Origin of the sequence: Mangrovibacillus sp. Mu-81, assembly GCF_036867415.1 — a bacterium.
Classification (GTDB): domain Bacteria; phylum Bacillota; class Bacilli; order Bacillales; family Bacillaceae_B; genus Rossellomorea.
Genome location: NZ_JBAJHU010000002.1, coordinates 608,849 through 625,112, shown reverse-complemented (window position 1 = coordinate 625,112; position 16,264 = coordinate 608,849). Strand labels below are relative to the sequence as shown.

The 16,264-nt window shown below is 46.3% G+C and carries 15 protein-coding genes; all 15 read left to right on the top strand.

Annotated elements, in window-relative coordinates:
* The first annotated feature begins 161 nt into the window (after window positions 1–161).
* Window positions 162–1,019, top strand: coding sequence for a class II fructose-bisphosphate aldolase (locus V6B33_RS06640; RefSeq protein ID WP_334216950.1), 858 nt, complete (start codon window positions 162–164; stop codon window positions 1,017–1,019).
* 179 nt (window positions 1,020–1,198) lie between these two features.
* Window positions 1,199–1,840 (top strand): fructose-6-phosphate aldolase, encoded by a 642-nt coding sequence (fsa, locus tag V6B33_RS06635; RefSeq protein WP_334216949.1) that lies wholly within the window; start codon window positions 1,199–1,201, stop codon window positions 1,838–1,840.
* A gap of 211 nt (window positions 1,841–2,051) precedes the next feature.
* Window positions 2,052–3,335 (top strand): UDP-N-acetylglucosamine 1-carboxyvinyltransferase, encoded by a 1,284-nt coding sequence (locus V6B33_RS06630; protein WP_334216948.1) that lies wholly within the window; start codon window positions 2,052–2,054, stop codon window positions 3,333–3,335.
* 202 nt (window positions 3,336–3,537) lie between these two features.
* Window positions 3,538–4,500 (top strand): class II fructose-bisphosphatase, encoded by a 963-nt coding sequence (glpX, locus tag V6B33_RS06625; RefSeq protein ID WP_334216947.1) that lies wholly within the window; start codon window positions 3,538–3,540, stop codon window positions 4,498–4,500.
* 716 nt (window positions 4,501–5,216) lie between these two features.
* Window positions 5,217–6,479 carry a transcription termination factor Rho gene (gene rho, locus V6B33_RS06620; protein ID WP_334216946.1) on the top strand — a complete coding sequence of 421 codons (1,263 nt, stop codon included), beginning with the start codon at window positions 5,217–5,219 and terminating at the stop codon, window positions 6,477–6,479.
* Window positions 6,480–6,689: 210 nt separating this feature from the next.
* Window positions 6,690–6,902 carry a 50S ribosomal protein L31 gene (rpmE, locus tag V6B33_RS06615; RefSeq protein WP_334216945.1) on the top strand — a complete coding sequence of 71 codons (213 nt, stop codon included), beginning with the start codon at window positions 6,690–6,692 and terminating at the stop codon, window positions 6,900–6,902.
* 378 nt (window positions 6,903–7,280) lie between these two features.
* Complete coding sequence (locus tag V6B33_RS06610) at window positions 7,281–7,892, top strand: thymidine kinase (RefSeq protein ID WP_334216944.1); 612 nt, start codon at window positions 7,281–7,283, stop codon at window positions 7,890–7,892.
* Window positions 7,893–8,258: 366 nt separating this feature from the next.
* On the top strand, window positions 8,259–8,717 hold the full coding sequence (locus tag V6B33_RS06605) for a hypothetical protein (RefSeq protein ID WP_334216943.1): 459 nt from the start codon (window positions 8,259–8,261) through the stop codon (window positions 8,715–8,717).
* Window positions 8,718–8,886: 169 nt separating this feature from the next.
* Window positions 8,887–9,960 carry a peptide chain release factor 1 gene (gene prfA, locus V6B33_RS06600; RefSeq protein ID WP_334216942.1) on the top strand — a complete coding sequence of 358 codons (1,074 nt, stop codon included), beginning with the start codon at window positions 8,887–8,889 and terminating at the stop codon, window positions 9,958–9,960.
* Between the two features lie 7 nt (window positions 9,961–9,967).
* The gene (gene prmC / locus V6B33_RS06595) at window positions 9,968–10,828 is read left to right on the top strand and encodes a peptide chain release factor N(5)-glutamine methyltransferase (protein ID WP_334217075.1); all 861 of its coding nucleotides are present in this window, start codon (window positions 9,968–9,970) and stop codon (window positions 10,826–10,828) included.
* A gap of 574 nt (window positions 10,829–11,402) precedes the next feature.
* The gene (gene spoIIR / locus V6B33_RS06590) at window positions 11,403–12,281 is read left to right on the top strand and encodes a stage II sporulation protein R (protein WP_334216941.1); all 879 of its coding nucleotides are present in this window, start codon (window positions 11,403–11,405) and stop codon (window positions 12,279–12,281) included.
* Between the two features lie 507 nt (window positions 12,282–12,788).
* Window positions 12,789–13,229: a GNAT family N-acetyltransferase gene (locus tag V6B33_RS06585; protein WP_334216940.1), complete on the top strand. Its 441-nt coding sequence runs from the start codon at window positions 12,789–12,791 to the stop codon at window positions 13,227–13,229.
* A 353-nt stretch (window positions 13,230–13,582) separates the two neighbouring features.
* A complete protein-coding gene (locus V6B33_RS06580; protein WP_334216939.1) occupies window positions 13,583–14,623 on the top strand; it encodes an L-threonylcarbamoyladenylate synthase in 1,041 nt (346 codons plus the stop codon).
* Between the two features lie 236 nt (window positions 14,624–14,859).
* The gene (locus V6B33_RS06575; RefSeq protein WP_334216938.1) at window positions 14,860–15,414 is read left to right on the top strand and encodes a manganese efflux pump MntP; all 555 of its coding nucleotides are present in this window, start codon (window positions 14,860–14,862) and stop codon (window positions 15,412–15,414) included.
* 400 nt (window positions 15,415–15,814) lie between these two features.
* Window positions 15,815–16,261, top strand: a complete 447-nt coding sequence (locus V6B33_RS06570; protein ID WP_334216937.1) for a low molecular weight protein arginine phosphatase — start codon at window positions 15,815–15,817, stop codon at window positions 16,259–16,261.
* Window positions 16,262–16,264 lie beyond the last annotated feature (3 nt).

Genomic DNA, 16,264 nt, shown 5'->3' with positions numbered 1-16,264 from the left:
GAAAATAGTAGTATTTTTTATAAATAGCCTCATCAGTTGGTAAAATCAATTATGTTTTGGTATGATACAAGTGAAATTGTTAACAATGTTAATCGGTGTGACAAACTTCCATTATCCTTACCGAAAATGGCACACTGACTGAATAAAAGGAGGAAATCAATTTGCCTTTAGTTTCAATGAAAGACATGCTTATCAATGCAAAAGAAAACAGCTATGCTGTCGGTCAGTTCAACTTGAACAACCTTGAGTTCACTCAAGCGATCCTTCAAGCTGCTGAAGAAGAGAAATCACCTGTCATCCTTGGTGTTTCTGAAGGTGCTGCACGTTACATGAGCGGTTTCAAAACAGTTGTGAAGATTGTGGAAGGTCTTATGGAAGACTTGAACATCACAGTACCTGTTGCGATTCACCTTGACCACGGTTCAAGCTATGACAAATGTAAAGAAGCGATCGATGCAGGCTTCACATCTGTTATGATCGATGCATCTCACGGACCTTTCGAAGAGAACATCGAAATCACTTCCAAAGTGGTTGAGTATGCTCACTCTAAAGGCGTTTCTGTTGAAGCTGAGCTTGGTACAGTCGGCGGACAGGAAGATGACGTAGTGGCAGACGGCGTAATCTATGCAGATCCTAAAGAATGTCAAGAGCTTGTTGAACGTACAGGCATCGACACTCTTGCTCCTGCATTAGGTTCCGTGCACGGTCCTTATAAAGGTGAACCAAACCTTGGATTCAAGGAAATGGAAGAAATCGGCGCAGCTACGGGGGTACCACTAGTACTTCACGGCGGAACAGGCATCCCGACCAAAGATATCCAAAAAGCGATCTCTTACGGGACAGCTAAAATCAACGTAAATACTGAAAACCAAATTGCTTCTGCGAAGAAAGTACGCGAAGTGCTTGCAGCTGACTCTGAAGTGTACGATCCACGTAAATACATGGGTCCTGCACGTGAAGCGATCAAAGCAACGGTTATCGGTAAAATGCGTGAATTCGGTTCTTCTAACCAAGCCTGATAGACAGAGGTAATGTCTGGAAAGTTAAACTTATCAGATTAAGTGCTTTCCCAGCGTGGTAGAAAAAGAATGAAGCAGTAGGAGAGGACTGGCACCAGGGGAGGGTAATGCCTTTTTGGGTCAGTCCTCTCCGTTCATTATAAAAAGATTGAAAATTTTGTCGAAAAGGGGTAGGAAACGTGAAATTTTTTATTGATACAGCAAACATGGACGAAATCAGAGAAGCATTCGGATGGGGAATCGTTTCAGGTGTCACGACCAACCCGTCACTAGTCGCAAAGGAAAAGGGAGTCACATTTGAAGAGCGCTTGAAAGAAATCACCGAACTCGTTCCGGGTTCTGTAAGTGCAGAAGTGATCGCAACAGACGCGGAAGGGATGATCAGGGAAGGCCGTGAGCTTGCGAAAATCGCTCCGAACATCACGATCAAGCTTCCGATGACACCGGACGGCCTTACAGCGGCATCCACTTTTTCCAAAGAAGGAATCAAGACCAATGTCACGTTGATATTCAGTGCCAATCAGGCGCTGCTGGCTGCCCGCGCTGGCGCCACGTATGTTTCGCCGTTCTTGGGAAGACTGGATGACATCGGTCATGACGGTCTTGAACTCGTTTCTAAAATCGCTGAAATCTTCGCGATCCACGGACTCGAAACAGAAATCATCGCAGCATCGACCCGCCATCCGCAGCATATTACAGAAGCTGCTCTAAGAGGTGCTCATATTGCAACCGTGCCCCTTAAAGTGTTGAAGCAGTTATTCCATCACCCGCTTACGGATAAAGGGATCGAAGCTTTCTTGAATGACTGGAACAACAGATAGACTTTAGAGGTCACGCAGGAAAACAGTCCGATGTGAAAAAAATCCTTAATCCTATACATGTTTTGACGAAATATGTATAAACTAGTAGACAATAGACTTCTTAGACCGTCTTCATATGGAAAAATAATCCTTTTTGTGACGTGCTGGAGAACGGGTTCCCGAACTGAACGAGAACCACTTTCCACCACTGAACAGTGGAAGGGAGATTAAAATGGAAAAGCTTAAGATTGCAGGTGGGTATCCACTTGAAGGAACCATAAAAGTCAGTGGTGCGAAAAACAGTGCTGTCGCGCTTATCCCGGCCACGATCCTGGCTGACTCTCAGGTGACGATTGAAGGATTGCCGGAGATTTCGGACGTTCGCACACTGAAGGACTTGCTCGAGGAAATCGGCGGAACAGTCAATTTCGAAGATGGAGAAATGAGCGTGGATCCGAGTGAAATGGTCTCCATGCCGCTGCCGAGCGGAAAAGTGAAAAAACTTCGTGCTTCCTACTATCTGATGGGGGCGATGCTCGGCCGTTTCAAAAAAGCAGTCATCGGTCTTCCGGGAGGCTGTCATCTTGGACCCCGCCCGATCGACCAGCATATCAAGGGATTCGAAGCACTCGGTGCCGAGGTGACGAATGAACAGGGAGCGATTTATCTCCGTGCTGATGAATTGAAAGGTGCGCGCATCTACCTCGATGTCGTAAGTGTAGGCGCTACCATCAATATCATGCTGGCTGCTGTTCGCGCCAAAGGACGAACCATCATCGAAAACGCAGCGAAAGAGCCTGAAATCATTGATGTGGCGACACTTCTCAGCAATATGGGAGCGAAGATCAAAGGAGCGGGAACGGATGTCATCCGCATTGACGGTGTCGATGAGCTGCACGGATGCCGCCACACGATCATCCCTGACCGCATCGAAGCCGGAACGTTCATGATCCTTGCGGCTGCTGCAGGTAAAGGTGTCCTGATCGACAATGTCATTCCGTTACATATGGAATCCGTGATTGCAAAGCTTCGTGAAATGGGTGTTCCCGTTGAAACGAACGACGACCAGATCTTTATCGGCAGAGCGGACAAGCTAAAGTCCGTTGATATCAAGACGCTGGTTTATCCCGGCTTCCCGACCGACCTCCAGCAGCCATTCACAGCACTGCTGAACAGGGCGGAAGGGTCTGCTGTCGTAACGGATACGATTTATTCCGCGCGCTTCAAGCATATCGATGAACTGAGACGCATGAATGCCACGATTAAAGTCGAAGGACGTTCAGCCATCATAAACGGTCCTGTTCAGCTTCAGGGTGCCAAAGTGAAAGCGAGCGACCTCCGCGCAGGAGCGGCCCTCGTCATTGCCGGCCTGATGGCAGAAGGAATCACAGAAGTCACAGGACTCGAACACATCGACCGCGGCTACAGTGACCTCGTCGAAAAGCTAGAAGGACTAGGCGCAACCATCTGGCGTGAGAAAATGTCTGCAGAAGAGCTTGAACAATTAAAATCCTAATGGCCGTTTGAAAAAATTCTCAGGTTTGAAAAGGATTGGCCCCGATTTTTTCGAAAAAAAGTCTCTCTGACCCGTTAAATGTGTTACAATAAATCTGTTAATATGTTATACAATTTAAATTTATTGTACTCACAGGCTTCTTTTTAATGCTGAAAAGCAAGTAAAAAGAGCTTTACAAAAGGGAATTCGGGAGGCTGTATACATGGAAAGAAGTTTATCAATGGAACTGGTTCGAGTAACGGAAGGAGCCGCTCTTGCATCGGCTAGATGGATGGGGCGCGGAAAGAAGGACGAAGCGGATGATGCTGCGACTTCTGCAATGCGTGACGTATTTGATACCGTACCAATGAAGGGAACTGTCGTGATTGGCGAAGGGGAAATGGACGAAGCGCCAATGCTGTATATCGGTGAAAAGCTCGGGACAGGCTACGGCCCCCGCGTCGATGTAGCAGTGGACCCGTTGGAAGGCACAAATATCGTCGCATCCGGAGGCTGGAACGCACTTGCTGTCCTGGCGGTTGCCGATCATGGAAACCTGCTGAACGCTCCGGATATGTATATGGATAAAATTGCGGTAGGTCCGGAAGCAGTCGGTAAGATTGATATCAATGCTTCCGTTATCGATAATCTGAAAGCCGTAGCAAAAGCAAAGAACAAAGATATCGAAGACGTAGTGGCAACCGTGCTGAATCGCGAACGTCACCAGCACATCGTCGAGCAATTGAGAGAAGCGGGTGCACGCATCAAGCTGATCAATGACGGAGATGTCGCCGGTGCAATGAATACTGCATTCGACCACACGGGAGTCGACATTTTATTCGGTTCAGGCGGAGCTCCTGAAGGCGTACTGGCAGCCGTGGCACTCAAATGCCTCGGCGGGGAGATCCAAGGAAAACTGCTCCCCCAAAACGACGCAGAACTTCAGCGCTGCATCGGCATGGGTCTTGATGTAGATAAAATTTTACGCATGGAAGACCTTGTAACCGGGGATGACGCAATCTTCGCTGCAACAGGCGTAACCGACGGGGAACTGTTAAAAGGTGTCCAACTGAAAGGATCATACGGATTGACCCACTCCATCGTCATGCGTGCCAAATCCGGAACAGTCCGCTTCATCGACGGCCGCCACAGCCTGCAGAAAAAGCCGAACCTGGTCATGAGATAATACATTAAATTTTGCACTAAAAGTGCTGTTTTCGGGAGACTCGTTGTGAACTAAACGTTCCAGCTGTTGATGGGAGTGGAAGACGTAGACTCCAACTAGAAAAGCGGAAGGGCTTTGCTCAGAGGTGTGTGGCATAAGACGAATCGGCCACGAAGGAGTTCTTTGCCTTCTTGGTCGGTTTGGCTATGACATGTGCCTCTAAGCCCTGGAGCTGGACAGTTTCCGCTCAAACTTGCGTGGAGGCTCACCAACCGCCTGCGTAAAGCGAAGTCTTCCACGGAAATCAATAGCGGCATAATAAAGCCTAGCAAGATAAAAGAGAGATCTTCTAAAAAGATAACTGAGGAGAAGGGCCTGCCTTTCTCCCTCAGCATCTTATCACCCACATCTACCCTTCACAGGTGATAAAGGCTACACTTACCTTCCTATTTTTTCTCAAACAAACAAATTATTCACGGAAAAAGCGAAAAGAATTGAACAGTTGGCAACAGATGAATGGGGTCCCTTGCGCTTTTACGATAAGTATGGTTAAAATAGATAAGGTTTTTTCTTCAGCAATCTCTTTTTGTGCTTCAACGAATTTCTTCAATTTTTTAATAGGGTCATTTTACATGGATTGTTTTGTCCTTCAGGAGGGTAAACAAGACAACATGCAAATCACCTGATTCAATTCAACTCTCAAAGCAGCAACCAAATTAATAAAGCGTGGTGTCATAATGGAAGAATTAACAATCTCCAGCTTAGAAAATATGAAGCTGAAAGAGCTTTATGAGCTGGCAAAAAAATATAAAGTTTCTTATTATAGCAAATTAACAAAAAAAGAACTCATCTTTGCCATTCTGAAAGTGCGAGCGGAACAGGAAGGCTTCTTCTTCATGGAAGGTGTCCTTGAAATCATCCAGTCAGAAGGATTCGGTTTCTTAAGACCGATCAATTATTCTCCAAGCTCGGAGGATATTTATATTTCTGCTTCCCAGATCAGAAGGTTCGATCTTCGTAACGGCGACAAAGTGTCCGGCAAGGTGCGTCCTCCGAAGGAAAATGAACGCTATTTCGGCCTTCTGCATGTAGAAATGGTCAACGGGGAAGAGCCTGAATCAGCCAAGGAACGTGTTCATTTCCCTGGTCTGACGCCTTTATACCCTGATCGCCAAATGATGCTCGAAACCACACCGAATAAGATTTCAACCCGTGTGATGGACTTGATTGCGCCGGTCGGTTTCGGTCAGCGCGGTCTGATCGTGGCACCGCCTAAAGCCGGTAAAACCATGCTGTTAAAAGAAATCGCGAACTCGATCACAACGAATCATCCGGAAGCCGAATTGATCATTCTTTTAATCGATGAACGCCCGGAAGAAGTGACCGACATCGAGCGTTCGGTTGAAGCGGAAGTTGTTTCCTCGACGTTTGATGAGGTTCCGGAGAATCACATTAAAGTGGCGGAGCTCGTTCTTGAACGTGCCATGCGTCTTGTTGAGCATAAGCGCGACGTCGTGATCCTGATGGACAGCATCACCCGTCTTGCGCGTGCATACAACCTTGTGATCCCGCCAAGCGGACGTACGCTGTCCGGCGGTATCGACCCGGCTGCCTTCCACCGTCCGAAGCGTTTCTTCGGGGCGGCGCGTAACATTGAAGAAGGCGGAAGCTTGACGGTTCTTGCAACGGCGCTTGTTGACACAGGTTCCCGTATGGATGACGTCATTTATGAAGAATTCAAAGGAACAGGTAATATGGAACTTCATCTTGACCGCGCACTTGCAGAACGCCGCATCTTCCCTGCAATCGATATCCGCCGTTCCGGTACGCGTAAAGAAGAACTTCTTATCCAGCAGGATCATCTTGATAAATTATGGGCGATTCGCAAAGCGATGTCCGATCAGCATGACTTCGCCGAAAAACTTATGCGAAAGCTGAAACAATCGAAGACGAATCATGAATTCTTCGAAGTGTTGACAGAGGAAGCGAAGAAGCGTTAATCTGATAGTCGAATGATTTTCATGTCCGAGGCTTCCATTTTATTAGGTTGCAAAACGGTCATGTCCTTGTTATAATATAGTCAATGTGTTTTTAAAAAATGGATGCGGTAAGGGGCTGGCTATTACTACCATGCTTATGCTCATATCGCATATATCTTCGTAATAAATTACTCTGTCTCAGATGATTCAGGGCGGAAGGAGATGAAAGTAATGAAATCAGGAATTCATCCTAAGTACAACACGATCAAAGTTAATTGTGCTTGCGGTAACGAATTTGAAACTGGTTCTGTAGCAGAAGAAATGCGCGTTGAGGTATGTTCTGAATGCCATCCATTCTACACAGGCCGTCAGAAATTCGCTGACGCTGGTGGACGTGTTGACCGTTTCAACAAAAAATACGGTCTTAAAAATCAACAACAATAATGAAGAGCTGGAAGATCAAAGACATTTTCTGACCTTTGAACGATGTGCCTAGCATAAGATCAAAGCGTTGAAGGGTGTTTGATTCTTCTCTTCACTGTATAAAAACAGGCAAGGAAATTCTGCTTGCCTGTTTTTTATTACGTAAAGACAAGATTGAGGCGGTTTTTTTGATAAGAGCTGTGCCTCTTTTTTTCTGTCAAATTCGCGGTGAATAAGCATTTTTTCCGTACATAATGGAATGCTTTATAACAATAGATCATCAGCGGCGGTGTCCTTTTTCAAAGAAAACAGCCATTATTCTTATACATTTTTTCGGAAAAAGGACGCAGTGAAAAGCCGCTTTTTCATAATAAGGGGTTAGAAAGGGGAGGCGCTTTCGTGTATGTCATGAAGCAAACCGGTTGGGTGGAAGTCATTTGCGGCAGCATGTTCTCTGGGAAATCAGAAGAACTCATTCGCCGGGTCAGACGCACTCAATTTGCAAAACAGGAAATTGCCGTGTATAAGCCAAAATTAGATAATCGCTACAGCGATGAATCCGTCGTATCTCACAATGGTACCTCGGTCATTGCAAAAGCAGTTGAGGGATCGGCTGTCATCCTTGAGGACCTGAATCCGCAAGTGGATGTCGTCGCGATCGACGAGGTTCAATTCTTTGATGAAGGCATTGTGGAAGTCGTGCAGAAGCTTGCGAACAGCGGCTACCGCGTGATCATTGCCGGACTCGATCAGGATTTCCGCGGAGAACCATTCGGTCCGATGCCTGCGCTCATGTCCATTGCCGAACAAGTGACCAAGCTTCAAGCGGTTTGTGCCGTCTGCGGCTCTCCTGCGAGTCGGACCCAGCGTCTGATCAACGGTGAACCGGCCGGCTACGATGACCCGGTCATCCTAGTCGGCGCATCCGAAGCCTACGAACCAAGATGCCGCCACCATCATGAGGTCCCAAAGGGTCTTAGCGTGTCGCCTGATATGGTGAAGGAAGTATAAGTATGAAAGCCGCTATCCGGATGGGATGGCGGCTTTTTTGCGGAGAAATTCTTCCGTAATGGCGGGGGTGTCGGTTTGGTAATGTTTGTTATTTGGCAAAATTAAATGTGGTTTTGGCAAAAATATTGGTGACTTCGGCTAGAATTGGCTTGGATTGGCAAGAATAAGTTGATTCCGGCAAGATTAATGAGAAAACCAGCAAGAATAATTAGCGTGCTACTTGTAACGTATTTGATGAGTTGAAATATCGACTGTCGTAAATCCAAATCGAGTGAAAAGACCCATTCCATCCCCTTAAAAAGCCAAAATTCCCCTCGCATAACCACTCTCCTGAAGGAAAAAGTAACATCAGGAGGTGTTTTGACAATGAAAAGGATGATGTTTGCACTATTCTTTACTGTGCTATTCATGATCGCGGCGGCTTGCGGCAATGTGAATCAGGAGTCGGAGTATGGAATGCATAATGATGACGGCGGCACTCGGTTTATTGATAACCGCAATCCTCATATGGATAACGATCCGAACAATGTAACAAGCGGAGAGAATATGAATCAGAATCCAAATCTGCCGAATCTGACGAACAGCGAGGGTACGACTTCTACGACGATCGGCGTTTTTGAAGATAAGGCGCGCGAGGTTGTGAACGAGTATTCCCATTTTAAAGCGGATGAGGTCTGGATCAATGGGGAGCAGATGTGGGTGACTGCCCATACGAAGAATGAAATGACCGCTGAACAGACGGATAAAGAAGAAGCGAAATTAAAGAAAAAGCTTGAACGGGCACTGCCTCGTTACAATGTGAATGTAAAGATTACAGAACGATGAGATGATCAATAACAGGCGAGTGGATGAAGTGGATTCTGCTTGCCTTTTTATTATTACATACCTGAATAGCTGATAGGACTCGGTCACCACTGCGATTGAACCTTCTTGTTTTTACCTCCGCCATATAATATAATTAGACTGTTATGGATTAAAATTGAGGTGAATAGCTGTGTTCGATCGTTTACAAGCAGTGGAAGATCGTTATGACAGGTTAAATGAACTGTTGAGTGATCCGGAAATTGTGAATGACCCAAAGAAGCTAAGAGAATATTCAAAAGAGCAGTCAGACATTCAAGCGACGGTAGAAGCTTACCGTGAATATAAAGACATCAATGAGCAGCATAAAGATGCGAAGGCGATGCTGGATGAGAAGCTTGATGCTGAAATGCGTGAGATGGTTAGAGAAGAAGTATCCGAGCTTGAAGAGCAGATTGATGCACTGGAAGAGCGATTGAAAATATTATTGATTCCGAAAGACCCGAATGATGACAAGAACGTCATCATGGAGGTGCGCGGAGCAGCCGGCGGAGACGAAGCCGCTCTATTCGCGGGCGACCTGTACCGCATGTACAGCCGTTACGCGGAAACCCAAGGCTGGAAAATCGAAGTGATGGAAGCGACGTCTACAGGCGTCGGCGGTTATAAAGAGATCATCTTTATGATCACCGGTAACGGAGCCTATTCCAAGATGAAATACGAAAACGGGGCACACCGCGTTCAGCGTGTTCCTGAAACCGAGTCAGGCGGCCGTATCCATACGTCGACTGCAACAGTTGCATGCCTTCCGGAAGCGGAAGAAGTGGAAGTGGATATCCATGAAAAAGATATCCGCGTCGATACATTCGCATCCAGCGGCCCAGGAGGACAATCGGTCAATACGACGATGTCGGCTGTCCGTTTGACTCACATGCCGACCGGCGTCGTGGTTTCCTGTCAGGATGAAAAATCCCAGATCAAGAACAAAGAAAAGGCGATGAAAGTATTGCGTGCCCGCGTATACGATAAATTCCAGCGTGAAGTCCAGGCTGAATACGATGCAAACCGTAAGTCTGCCGTCGGGACCGGTGACCGTTCCGAGCGAATCCGTACGTACAACTTCCCGCAGAATCGTGTAACCGACCACCGTATCGGCCTGACGATCCAAAAGCTTGATCAAATTCTTGAAGGAAAGATGGATGACGTCATCGATGCATTGATCATCGAAGATCAATCCAAACTTCTTGAAAGAATGGAAGAAATGTAACATGACCATGACCGTATTTGAAGCCCTGAAGTGGGCTTCTTCTTTTTTAAACGAACATAAACGGGATGAAAATGCAGGAGAAATCTATCTGCGTCATGTGTTGAATCTTTCCAGGTCACAATTATTGGCTGACCAGCGCATGGAGATCCCCCTCGGCAAATGGGAAGAGTTTGAGAAAGGGATCCGGGACCATGCGGACGGCGTGCCGATTCAGCATATCATCGGGTTTGAAGAATTTTACGGCCGCCTATTCAAGGTGAATGAGCATGTGCTGATCCCGAGACCGGAAACGGAAGAATTGATCTATTATGGTCTTGAGAAGATGAAGAGTCTGTTTGCAAAAGGGCAATCTTTGAACGCGGCTGATATCGGGACCGGCAGCGGGGCGATTGCGGTGACGCTGAAGCTTGAAAGCCCGGACTGGCCGCTTGACATGATAGCGGTGGATATCTCTGATGAAGCACTCGCTGTTGCAAAAGAAAACAGTCAGAGGCTAGGAGCGGAGGTGGCTTTTTACCAGGGAGATCTTCTGAAGCCACTGGTGGATAAGGGAGTAAAGCTCGATATTATGCTTTCAAATCCGCCATACATCCCTTTGGGTGACCGCGTAACAATGTCGGAAGTGGTTGTCGATCATGAACCGCAGCTCGCTTTATTTGGAGGTGAAGACGGTTATGATCTGTATCGGCAGTTTATGGACGAGCTGCCGGCTGTCATGAACGAAACATTTTTGATCGGGTTCGAAGTCGGGGCAGGCCAGGGCGAGACTGTCGCAGACATGCTTCGGGTTGTATTTCCAGATGCCGAAACGGAAGTGGTATTTGATATTAACGGCAAGGACCGGATGGTTTTTTGCAGCATGAAATAGGAATTGGCTGGGAGGCTCCTTTTTGATGAAAAAGGGGTCTTTTTTGTGATATTTCAAATGTTTTTTAATGAAATCTTTTAAGGACAACTGGTATAAGTGAAAAATAGGTGTTTTAACCGTGTTTTCATAGAATAATAGAAAGCAAGTTATCGTACCATGGATAGTTATTATCGAAATGTCTAATTTTATTATCGAAAACAAAAGATTTATTATTGAAAAAGATGAATTTATTATCAAATTTTTCAGCTTGGATTTTATATTATCGAAAGCAAATAATAATTATCAATATCCTCCTTTTGTAGTTGATTAACCAACTTTATTTATGAGTTTGTTAGAATGATTCCAGCGTTGATTGTAGTGCAGGACGAAGGCTAATGCTAAGGCTAATGCTAATGCGGGAAAGGTTGCCTCTGTGAAAAACGAGGTCTTACACGGAAATCAAAAACGGCAATACAGGTCTATAAGTTTTTCTGAAAGTAAATCTCATTTCAAAATTCAAAAAAATATCAATTTACTAGTTTAAGATTCCCACGCCTTGTCCAAACTGTTTTACTGAGGGGAAGGTGGAGAGAAAATGAAAACAAAACATACGGTAGTATTGTATATTCTGATTCTTACTTTAGGGACGATCTTAAGTTTATATATTCCGAAACAGGAAAGCATTGCTCAGGAACCGATGGTGATCCCGGAGGAGGCAATCCGGCTCCGCATCCTGGCAAACAGCGATTTGGACAAGGACCAGAACGTGAAACGGTTAGTCCGTGATGAAGTGAATAAAGAAATTACGGAATGGGTCGGCAGCCTGACATCACAAGAAGAAGCGAAGAACGTCATTAAAGCGGGACTTCCGGAGCTTCAGCAGATTGCGGAAGAAGTGGTGGCATCAGAAGGTTTGGATCAAAACGTGCAAATCGACTTCGGCAAAGTCGACTTTCCCACAAAGCTTTACGGACAGTACCTGTATCCGGCAGGTGAGTACGAAGCAGTATTGATCACCCTTGGAAAAGGTCAAGGAGCGAATTGGTGGTGCGTGCTGTACCCGCCATTGTGCTTCCTGGATTTCTCAACTGGAAACGCGGTAAGAAGCCCGGGTTTTGAAACCACGGTTGAAGCAAGCGGTGAAACAGTGACGGAAGTGGATGTGGAAGATGTAGCGGCTGCAGATGTCTCTTCTGATGAATTGGCGACTGAAGTTGAGAGTGAAGTAGTGCAAGACAAAGTGAATACTGATACAGCAAAAGAGCAAGTTGCTGTTGAGGGAAACACTGAACAAGCAAAACCCCAAGCAACCACCGTCAAAGAAAACAAACTAATGAAAGATCTCAACACGAACGAAGAAAGGGCATCGGATAAGCAGCCTATCCAAGAAAAGGTTTTTGCAGAAGAAGGCGAACAGGAAGAAGTGAAGGTAAGGTTCTTTGTGGTCGATCTGGTAAAAGGTTTGTTTAACTAATGAGTTAGGCTACTTAACGAGATGAGTATGATTATCGCTATTTACCGGTTCCAGCGGTTGATTGGAGTGCAAGACGCAGACTCCTGCGGGAGAAGTGGCCAATGTGAGACCTGTCCAGCTCCGGGGCTTAGAGGCACATGTCATAAGTCGAATCGGCCAAGAAGGCAAAGAACGCCTTCTTGGCCGATTCGCCTTATGCCACCCGCCTCTGTGCAAAGCCCCTCCGCTTTTCTATCCCGCAGGAGCGCAGCGACGAGGAGGCTCACGGGTCACCCGCGGAAAGCGAAGTCTTGCACGGAAATCATTAGCGGCGATTAAAAATTTTTTTCACGATATATTAGGTGTTCGAAATAAAGATAGGACTAGATCTGAATGACGCGGCACTTGAGAAGAAAAGAGTTGCCCTGATTTTCTACTAAAAAAACAAATCTATCAATAACTAGTTCTAATCTTTCCTCCCTCTCATAAATTAGAAGTAAGGATGCTAGATAAAGGGAGGAAGAAAGAATGGCGAAGATGATCAGGCAGGCAACACATGAGGATATTTATAAGGTGATAGGATTTCTCGTGAAAGCTGGACTGAGTACAGAAGGTGTAAAAAGCACGATCGACTGCTTTCTGGTGGTGGAGGATGAGGAACAGAATCTGATTGGGACGCTCGGGATCGAGATGAGGGGCAGAACCGGACTTCTTCGTTCGCTGGTCGTGACCCCTGCGTTTGACAGTGAAGAAATCTTCACCCTCTTTCAGGAGATTTTTAAGCTGGCAAAAGAAAAAGAGCTAGCCAATCTTTACTTGATTACAAATCGAAGAGCATCATTACATTTCTTTGAAGTATTGGGTTTTCAACAGGAACCCGACACGTTTGTGGATGAACTGAAAGATTTCGTCCACGCCAAACAGTTATCCACAGTGGATAACCTGCTGACGATGAGCTTGCAATTGTAAGGAATCCCCGAAAATTCGACAAAACTGAAATTGAAGGGCAAGGTGCTGGCTTCCGTGAACCGGATCACTTTTCAACAAAATGGTCCGGTATTTTTATGACCAGATTCGACAATAAACTCTATAAAACCACGTGTTTGTCGAAAAGTCACTTTTTTCAGAATTATTCACACTCGTCCACAGGGTTATCCACAGGAGGTGAGCGTTTATACACGTTTTGTGGATAATACTTGAGAATTTTAATTGTTTCTTTTATACTTTCAAATGGGTATGATTGTGGAACACCTGGTAATTCAGTGTTTATCCACATTTGTGTGAATAGATGTATGCTTGATTGAAAAAGGTGGACGAATGGTATGATAAAGCGTTGGATTGTGGAAAAAAATGTGGATAATAAACAAAGTTATCCACAAATTGTGGATGCAGCTCGGATTTTGCAGGAAAATGAAGTCGTTGCCTTTCCAACTGAAACGGTTTACGGACTTGGAGCAAACGCAAAAAGTGACGAAGCCGTCGATAAAATTTTCAAAGCGAAGGGAAGGCCGTCAGATAATCCACTGATTGTCCACATTTCAAATAAAAATCAATTAAAAGAGTTGGTCGAAGAGATTCCGGAAGCGGCAGTTGAGTTGATTTCTGCCTACTGGCCGGGCCCGTTGACCCTTATTTTTCATAAAAAAGATGGGGTGCTTTCCGAAAAGGTGACTGCCGGACTCGATACCGTCGCGATCCGAATGCCGGACCATCCGGTAGCGCTTGCGATTATTGAGGAGTCGGGACTGCCGATTGCAGCGCCAAGTGCGAATCGTTCCGGGAAACCGAGTCCGACGACTGCCCAGCACGTGATCGATGACCTGGAAGACCGGATCATCGGCGTTGTGGACGGCGGGGAAACGGGTGTCGGCGTGGAATCGACCGTTGTCGATTGTACAGGACCGGTCCCGGTCATTTTACGGCCTGGCGGGGTGACGAAAGAGCAGCTTCAGGAAATCGTAGGGGAAGTGGGCGTCGATCCTTCATTGAAAGAAGGGAAGGGTGCGCCGAAGTCACCAGGGATGAAATACACACATTACGCACCGGATGCACCCGTTTATCTGGTCGATGGGACGCGTGCCGACGTGCAAAAGCTTGTGGATGAAAAAAGAAGCGAAGGGCTGAAGGCCGGTGTGCTGACCACGGATGAATATGTGGATGACTATCGGGCCGATGTTGTTCTACCCGTCGGCCGGAGAGACGATTTGAATTCGGTCGCCCACGGGCTGTATGATACGCTTCGGGCATTTAATAACAGCGGAGTGGATGTCATCTTTTCCGAGATGTTCCCCGAAGAAGGAGTCGGACTTGCGATTATGAACCGGCTTCAGAAGGCTGCGGGATATCGAGTGATAAAGGTTTGATCGATGGAGAACGAGCGGGTAATGTTCGATACGGCATAAGCAGTTCTCTAAGTTTTTCTTAAATAAATACCTCTGTTGGTGTCCCTGGACGGCGCCTTGCAGAGGTATTTTTTATTTAAAAAGTTATTTATTTTAGGGAAGCGGAAATGCAAATAATCCTGTCCATATTTCTCATTCTATTTCTCATTGGACGTGCATAAATTGGTCTTGAAGGCACGTCCAGAGGAGGAAAAGGAATGACTACGCTTATCGGGGAATTGATTACCTTACTGTTAATGGCATTTGCTCTCGGGATGGATGCCTTTTCGATCGGGATCGGAATGGGGATGTTCCAGCTCAGGCTGAAGCAGATTTTTTACATAGGATTGACGGTCGGAATTTTTCACGTGTGGATGCCGCTCCTTGGGATGATCACGGGAAAGTTTTTATCCGACACGTTCGGATCGTTTGCTACGTACGCCGGGGGCATCCTCCTGATTGTACTTGGCATTCAGATGTTTATGTCCAGTTTCAAAGAAGAAGAAACATCGCTGATTTCCCCGGTAGGATTCGGTCTTCTGTTATTTGCGCTTAGTGTAAGCCTGGACAGCTTTTCAGTGGGCCTGACCCTCGGGATATTCGGAGCGAGGACAGCGGTGGCGCTCGTCTGTTTCGGGGTGGCAGCCACACTCCTGACCTGGATCGGCCTCTTGCTCGGAAGAAAATTTCAAGGCGTACTCGGCACCTACAGCGAAGCCCTCGGAGGCAGCATCCTCTTCGCCTTTGGAATCAAACTGCTGCTGCCGTTGTAGATTGGTAGAATGGAAGATTGGTCCCTCACTGCACTAATGCGGTGGGGTTTTTTTGTGTTTTTCAATAGCCGCCTCCGCTTTTCTATTGTCCAGCTCCAGGGCTTAGAGGCACATGTCATAAGCCAAACCGTCCAAGAAGGCAAAAAGCGCCTTCCCGGCCGGTTTGGCTTATGCCACACGCCTCTGAGCAAAGCCCTTCCGCTTTTCTATTGTCCAGCTGCAGTGGTCTGCTCCCGTTTGAAAATTAACCTTAGGCTTTTGAGGCAAAAAGCGCCTCTAAAGCCTAAGAACATTTTTCAAAGGGAGCAAAACGCCCACTTCCGCTTTTCTTTTTGTATTCTTTGTGAATGTCCTATAACGGAATTGGAAAATATTTTATAATAGAGGTAAGGAGGATGAGATGATGAAGATCTTGTTTGTTTGTACGGGTAATACGTGCCGCAGTCCGATGGCGGAAGCGGTGTTGAGGCATAGGGGAGCCGACCGGTTCGAAGTGAAATCGTGCGGTGTTTTTGCAATGGATGGCAGTGATGCTTCATTTCAGGCTAAAGAAGTTCTGAAAGAGAACGATATAAACCATAAGCACCAATCCAGCACGCTGAGAGAAAAGGATATCGATTGGGCGGACTATGTGTTTACGATGACCGCACATCATAAATGGGCGATCATGGATCAGTATCCGGGAGCTTCCGATAAAGTGTTTACTTTAAAGGAATATGTGCTTGAAGATCCTGAAGACATGGATGTGTCCGATCCGTTTGGAGGCAGCGTCGAACTTTACAGACATACATATTCGGAGCTGGATTCGCTGATCGAGCAATTGATCATGAAGCTTGCAACAGATTGATTT

What these genes read in the sequence shown, in the direction of transcription:
- V6B33_RS06630 (WP_334216948.1), top strand. Translation starts at nt 2,052, where the DNA reads ATGGAAAAGCTTAAGATTGCAGGTGGGTATCCACTTGAAGGAACCATA.
- glpX (WP_334216947.1), top strand. Translation starts at nt 3,538, where the DNA reads ATGGAAAGAAGTTTATCAATGGAACTGGTTCGAGTAACGGAAGGAGCC.
- rho (WP_334216946.1), top strand. Translation starts at nt 5,217, where the DNA reads ATGGAAGAATTAACAATCTCCAGCTTAGAAAATATGAAGCTGAAAGAG.
- rpmE (WP_334216945.1), top strand. Translation starts at nt 6,690, where the DNA reads ATGAAATCAGGAATTCATCCTAAGTACAACACGATCAAAGTTAATTGT.
- V6B33_RS06605 (WP_334216943.1), top strand. Translation starts at nt 8,259, where the DNA reads ATGAAAAGGATGATGTTTGCACTATTCTTTACTGTGCTATTCATGATC.
- prmC (WP_334217075.1), top strand. Translation starts at nt 9,968, where the DNA reads ATGACCGTATTTGAAGCCCTGAAGTGGGCTTCTTCTTTTTTAAACGAA.
- spoIIR (WP_334216941.1), top strand. Translation starts at nt 11,403, where the DNA reads ATGAAAACAAAACATACGGTAGTATTGTATATTCTGATTCTTACTTTA.
- V6B33_RS06585 (WP_334216940.1), top strand. Translation starts at nt 12,789, where the DNA reads ATGGCGAAGATGATCAGGCAGGCAACACATGAGGATATTTATAAGGTG.
- V6B33_RS06580 (WP_334216939.1), top strand. Translation starts at nt 13,583, where the DNA reads ATGATAAAGCGTTGGATTGTGGAAAAAAATGTGGATAATAAACAAAGT.
- V6B33_RS06575 (WP_334216938.1), top strand. Translation starts at nt 14,860, where the DNA reads ATGACTACGCTTATCGGGGAATTGATTACCTTACTGTTAATGGCATTT.
- V6B33_RS06570 (WP_334216937.1), top strand. Translation starts at nt 15,815, where the DNA reads ATGATGAAGATCTTGTTTGTTTGTACGGGTAATACGTGCCGCAGTCCG.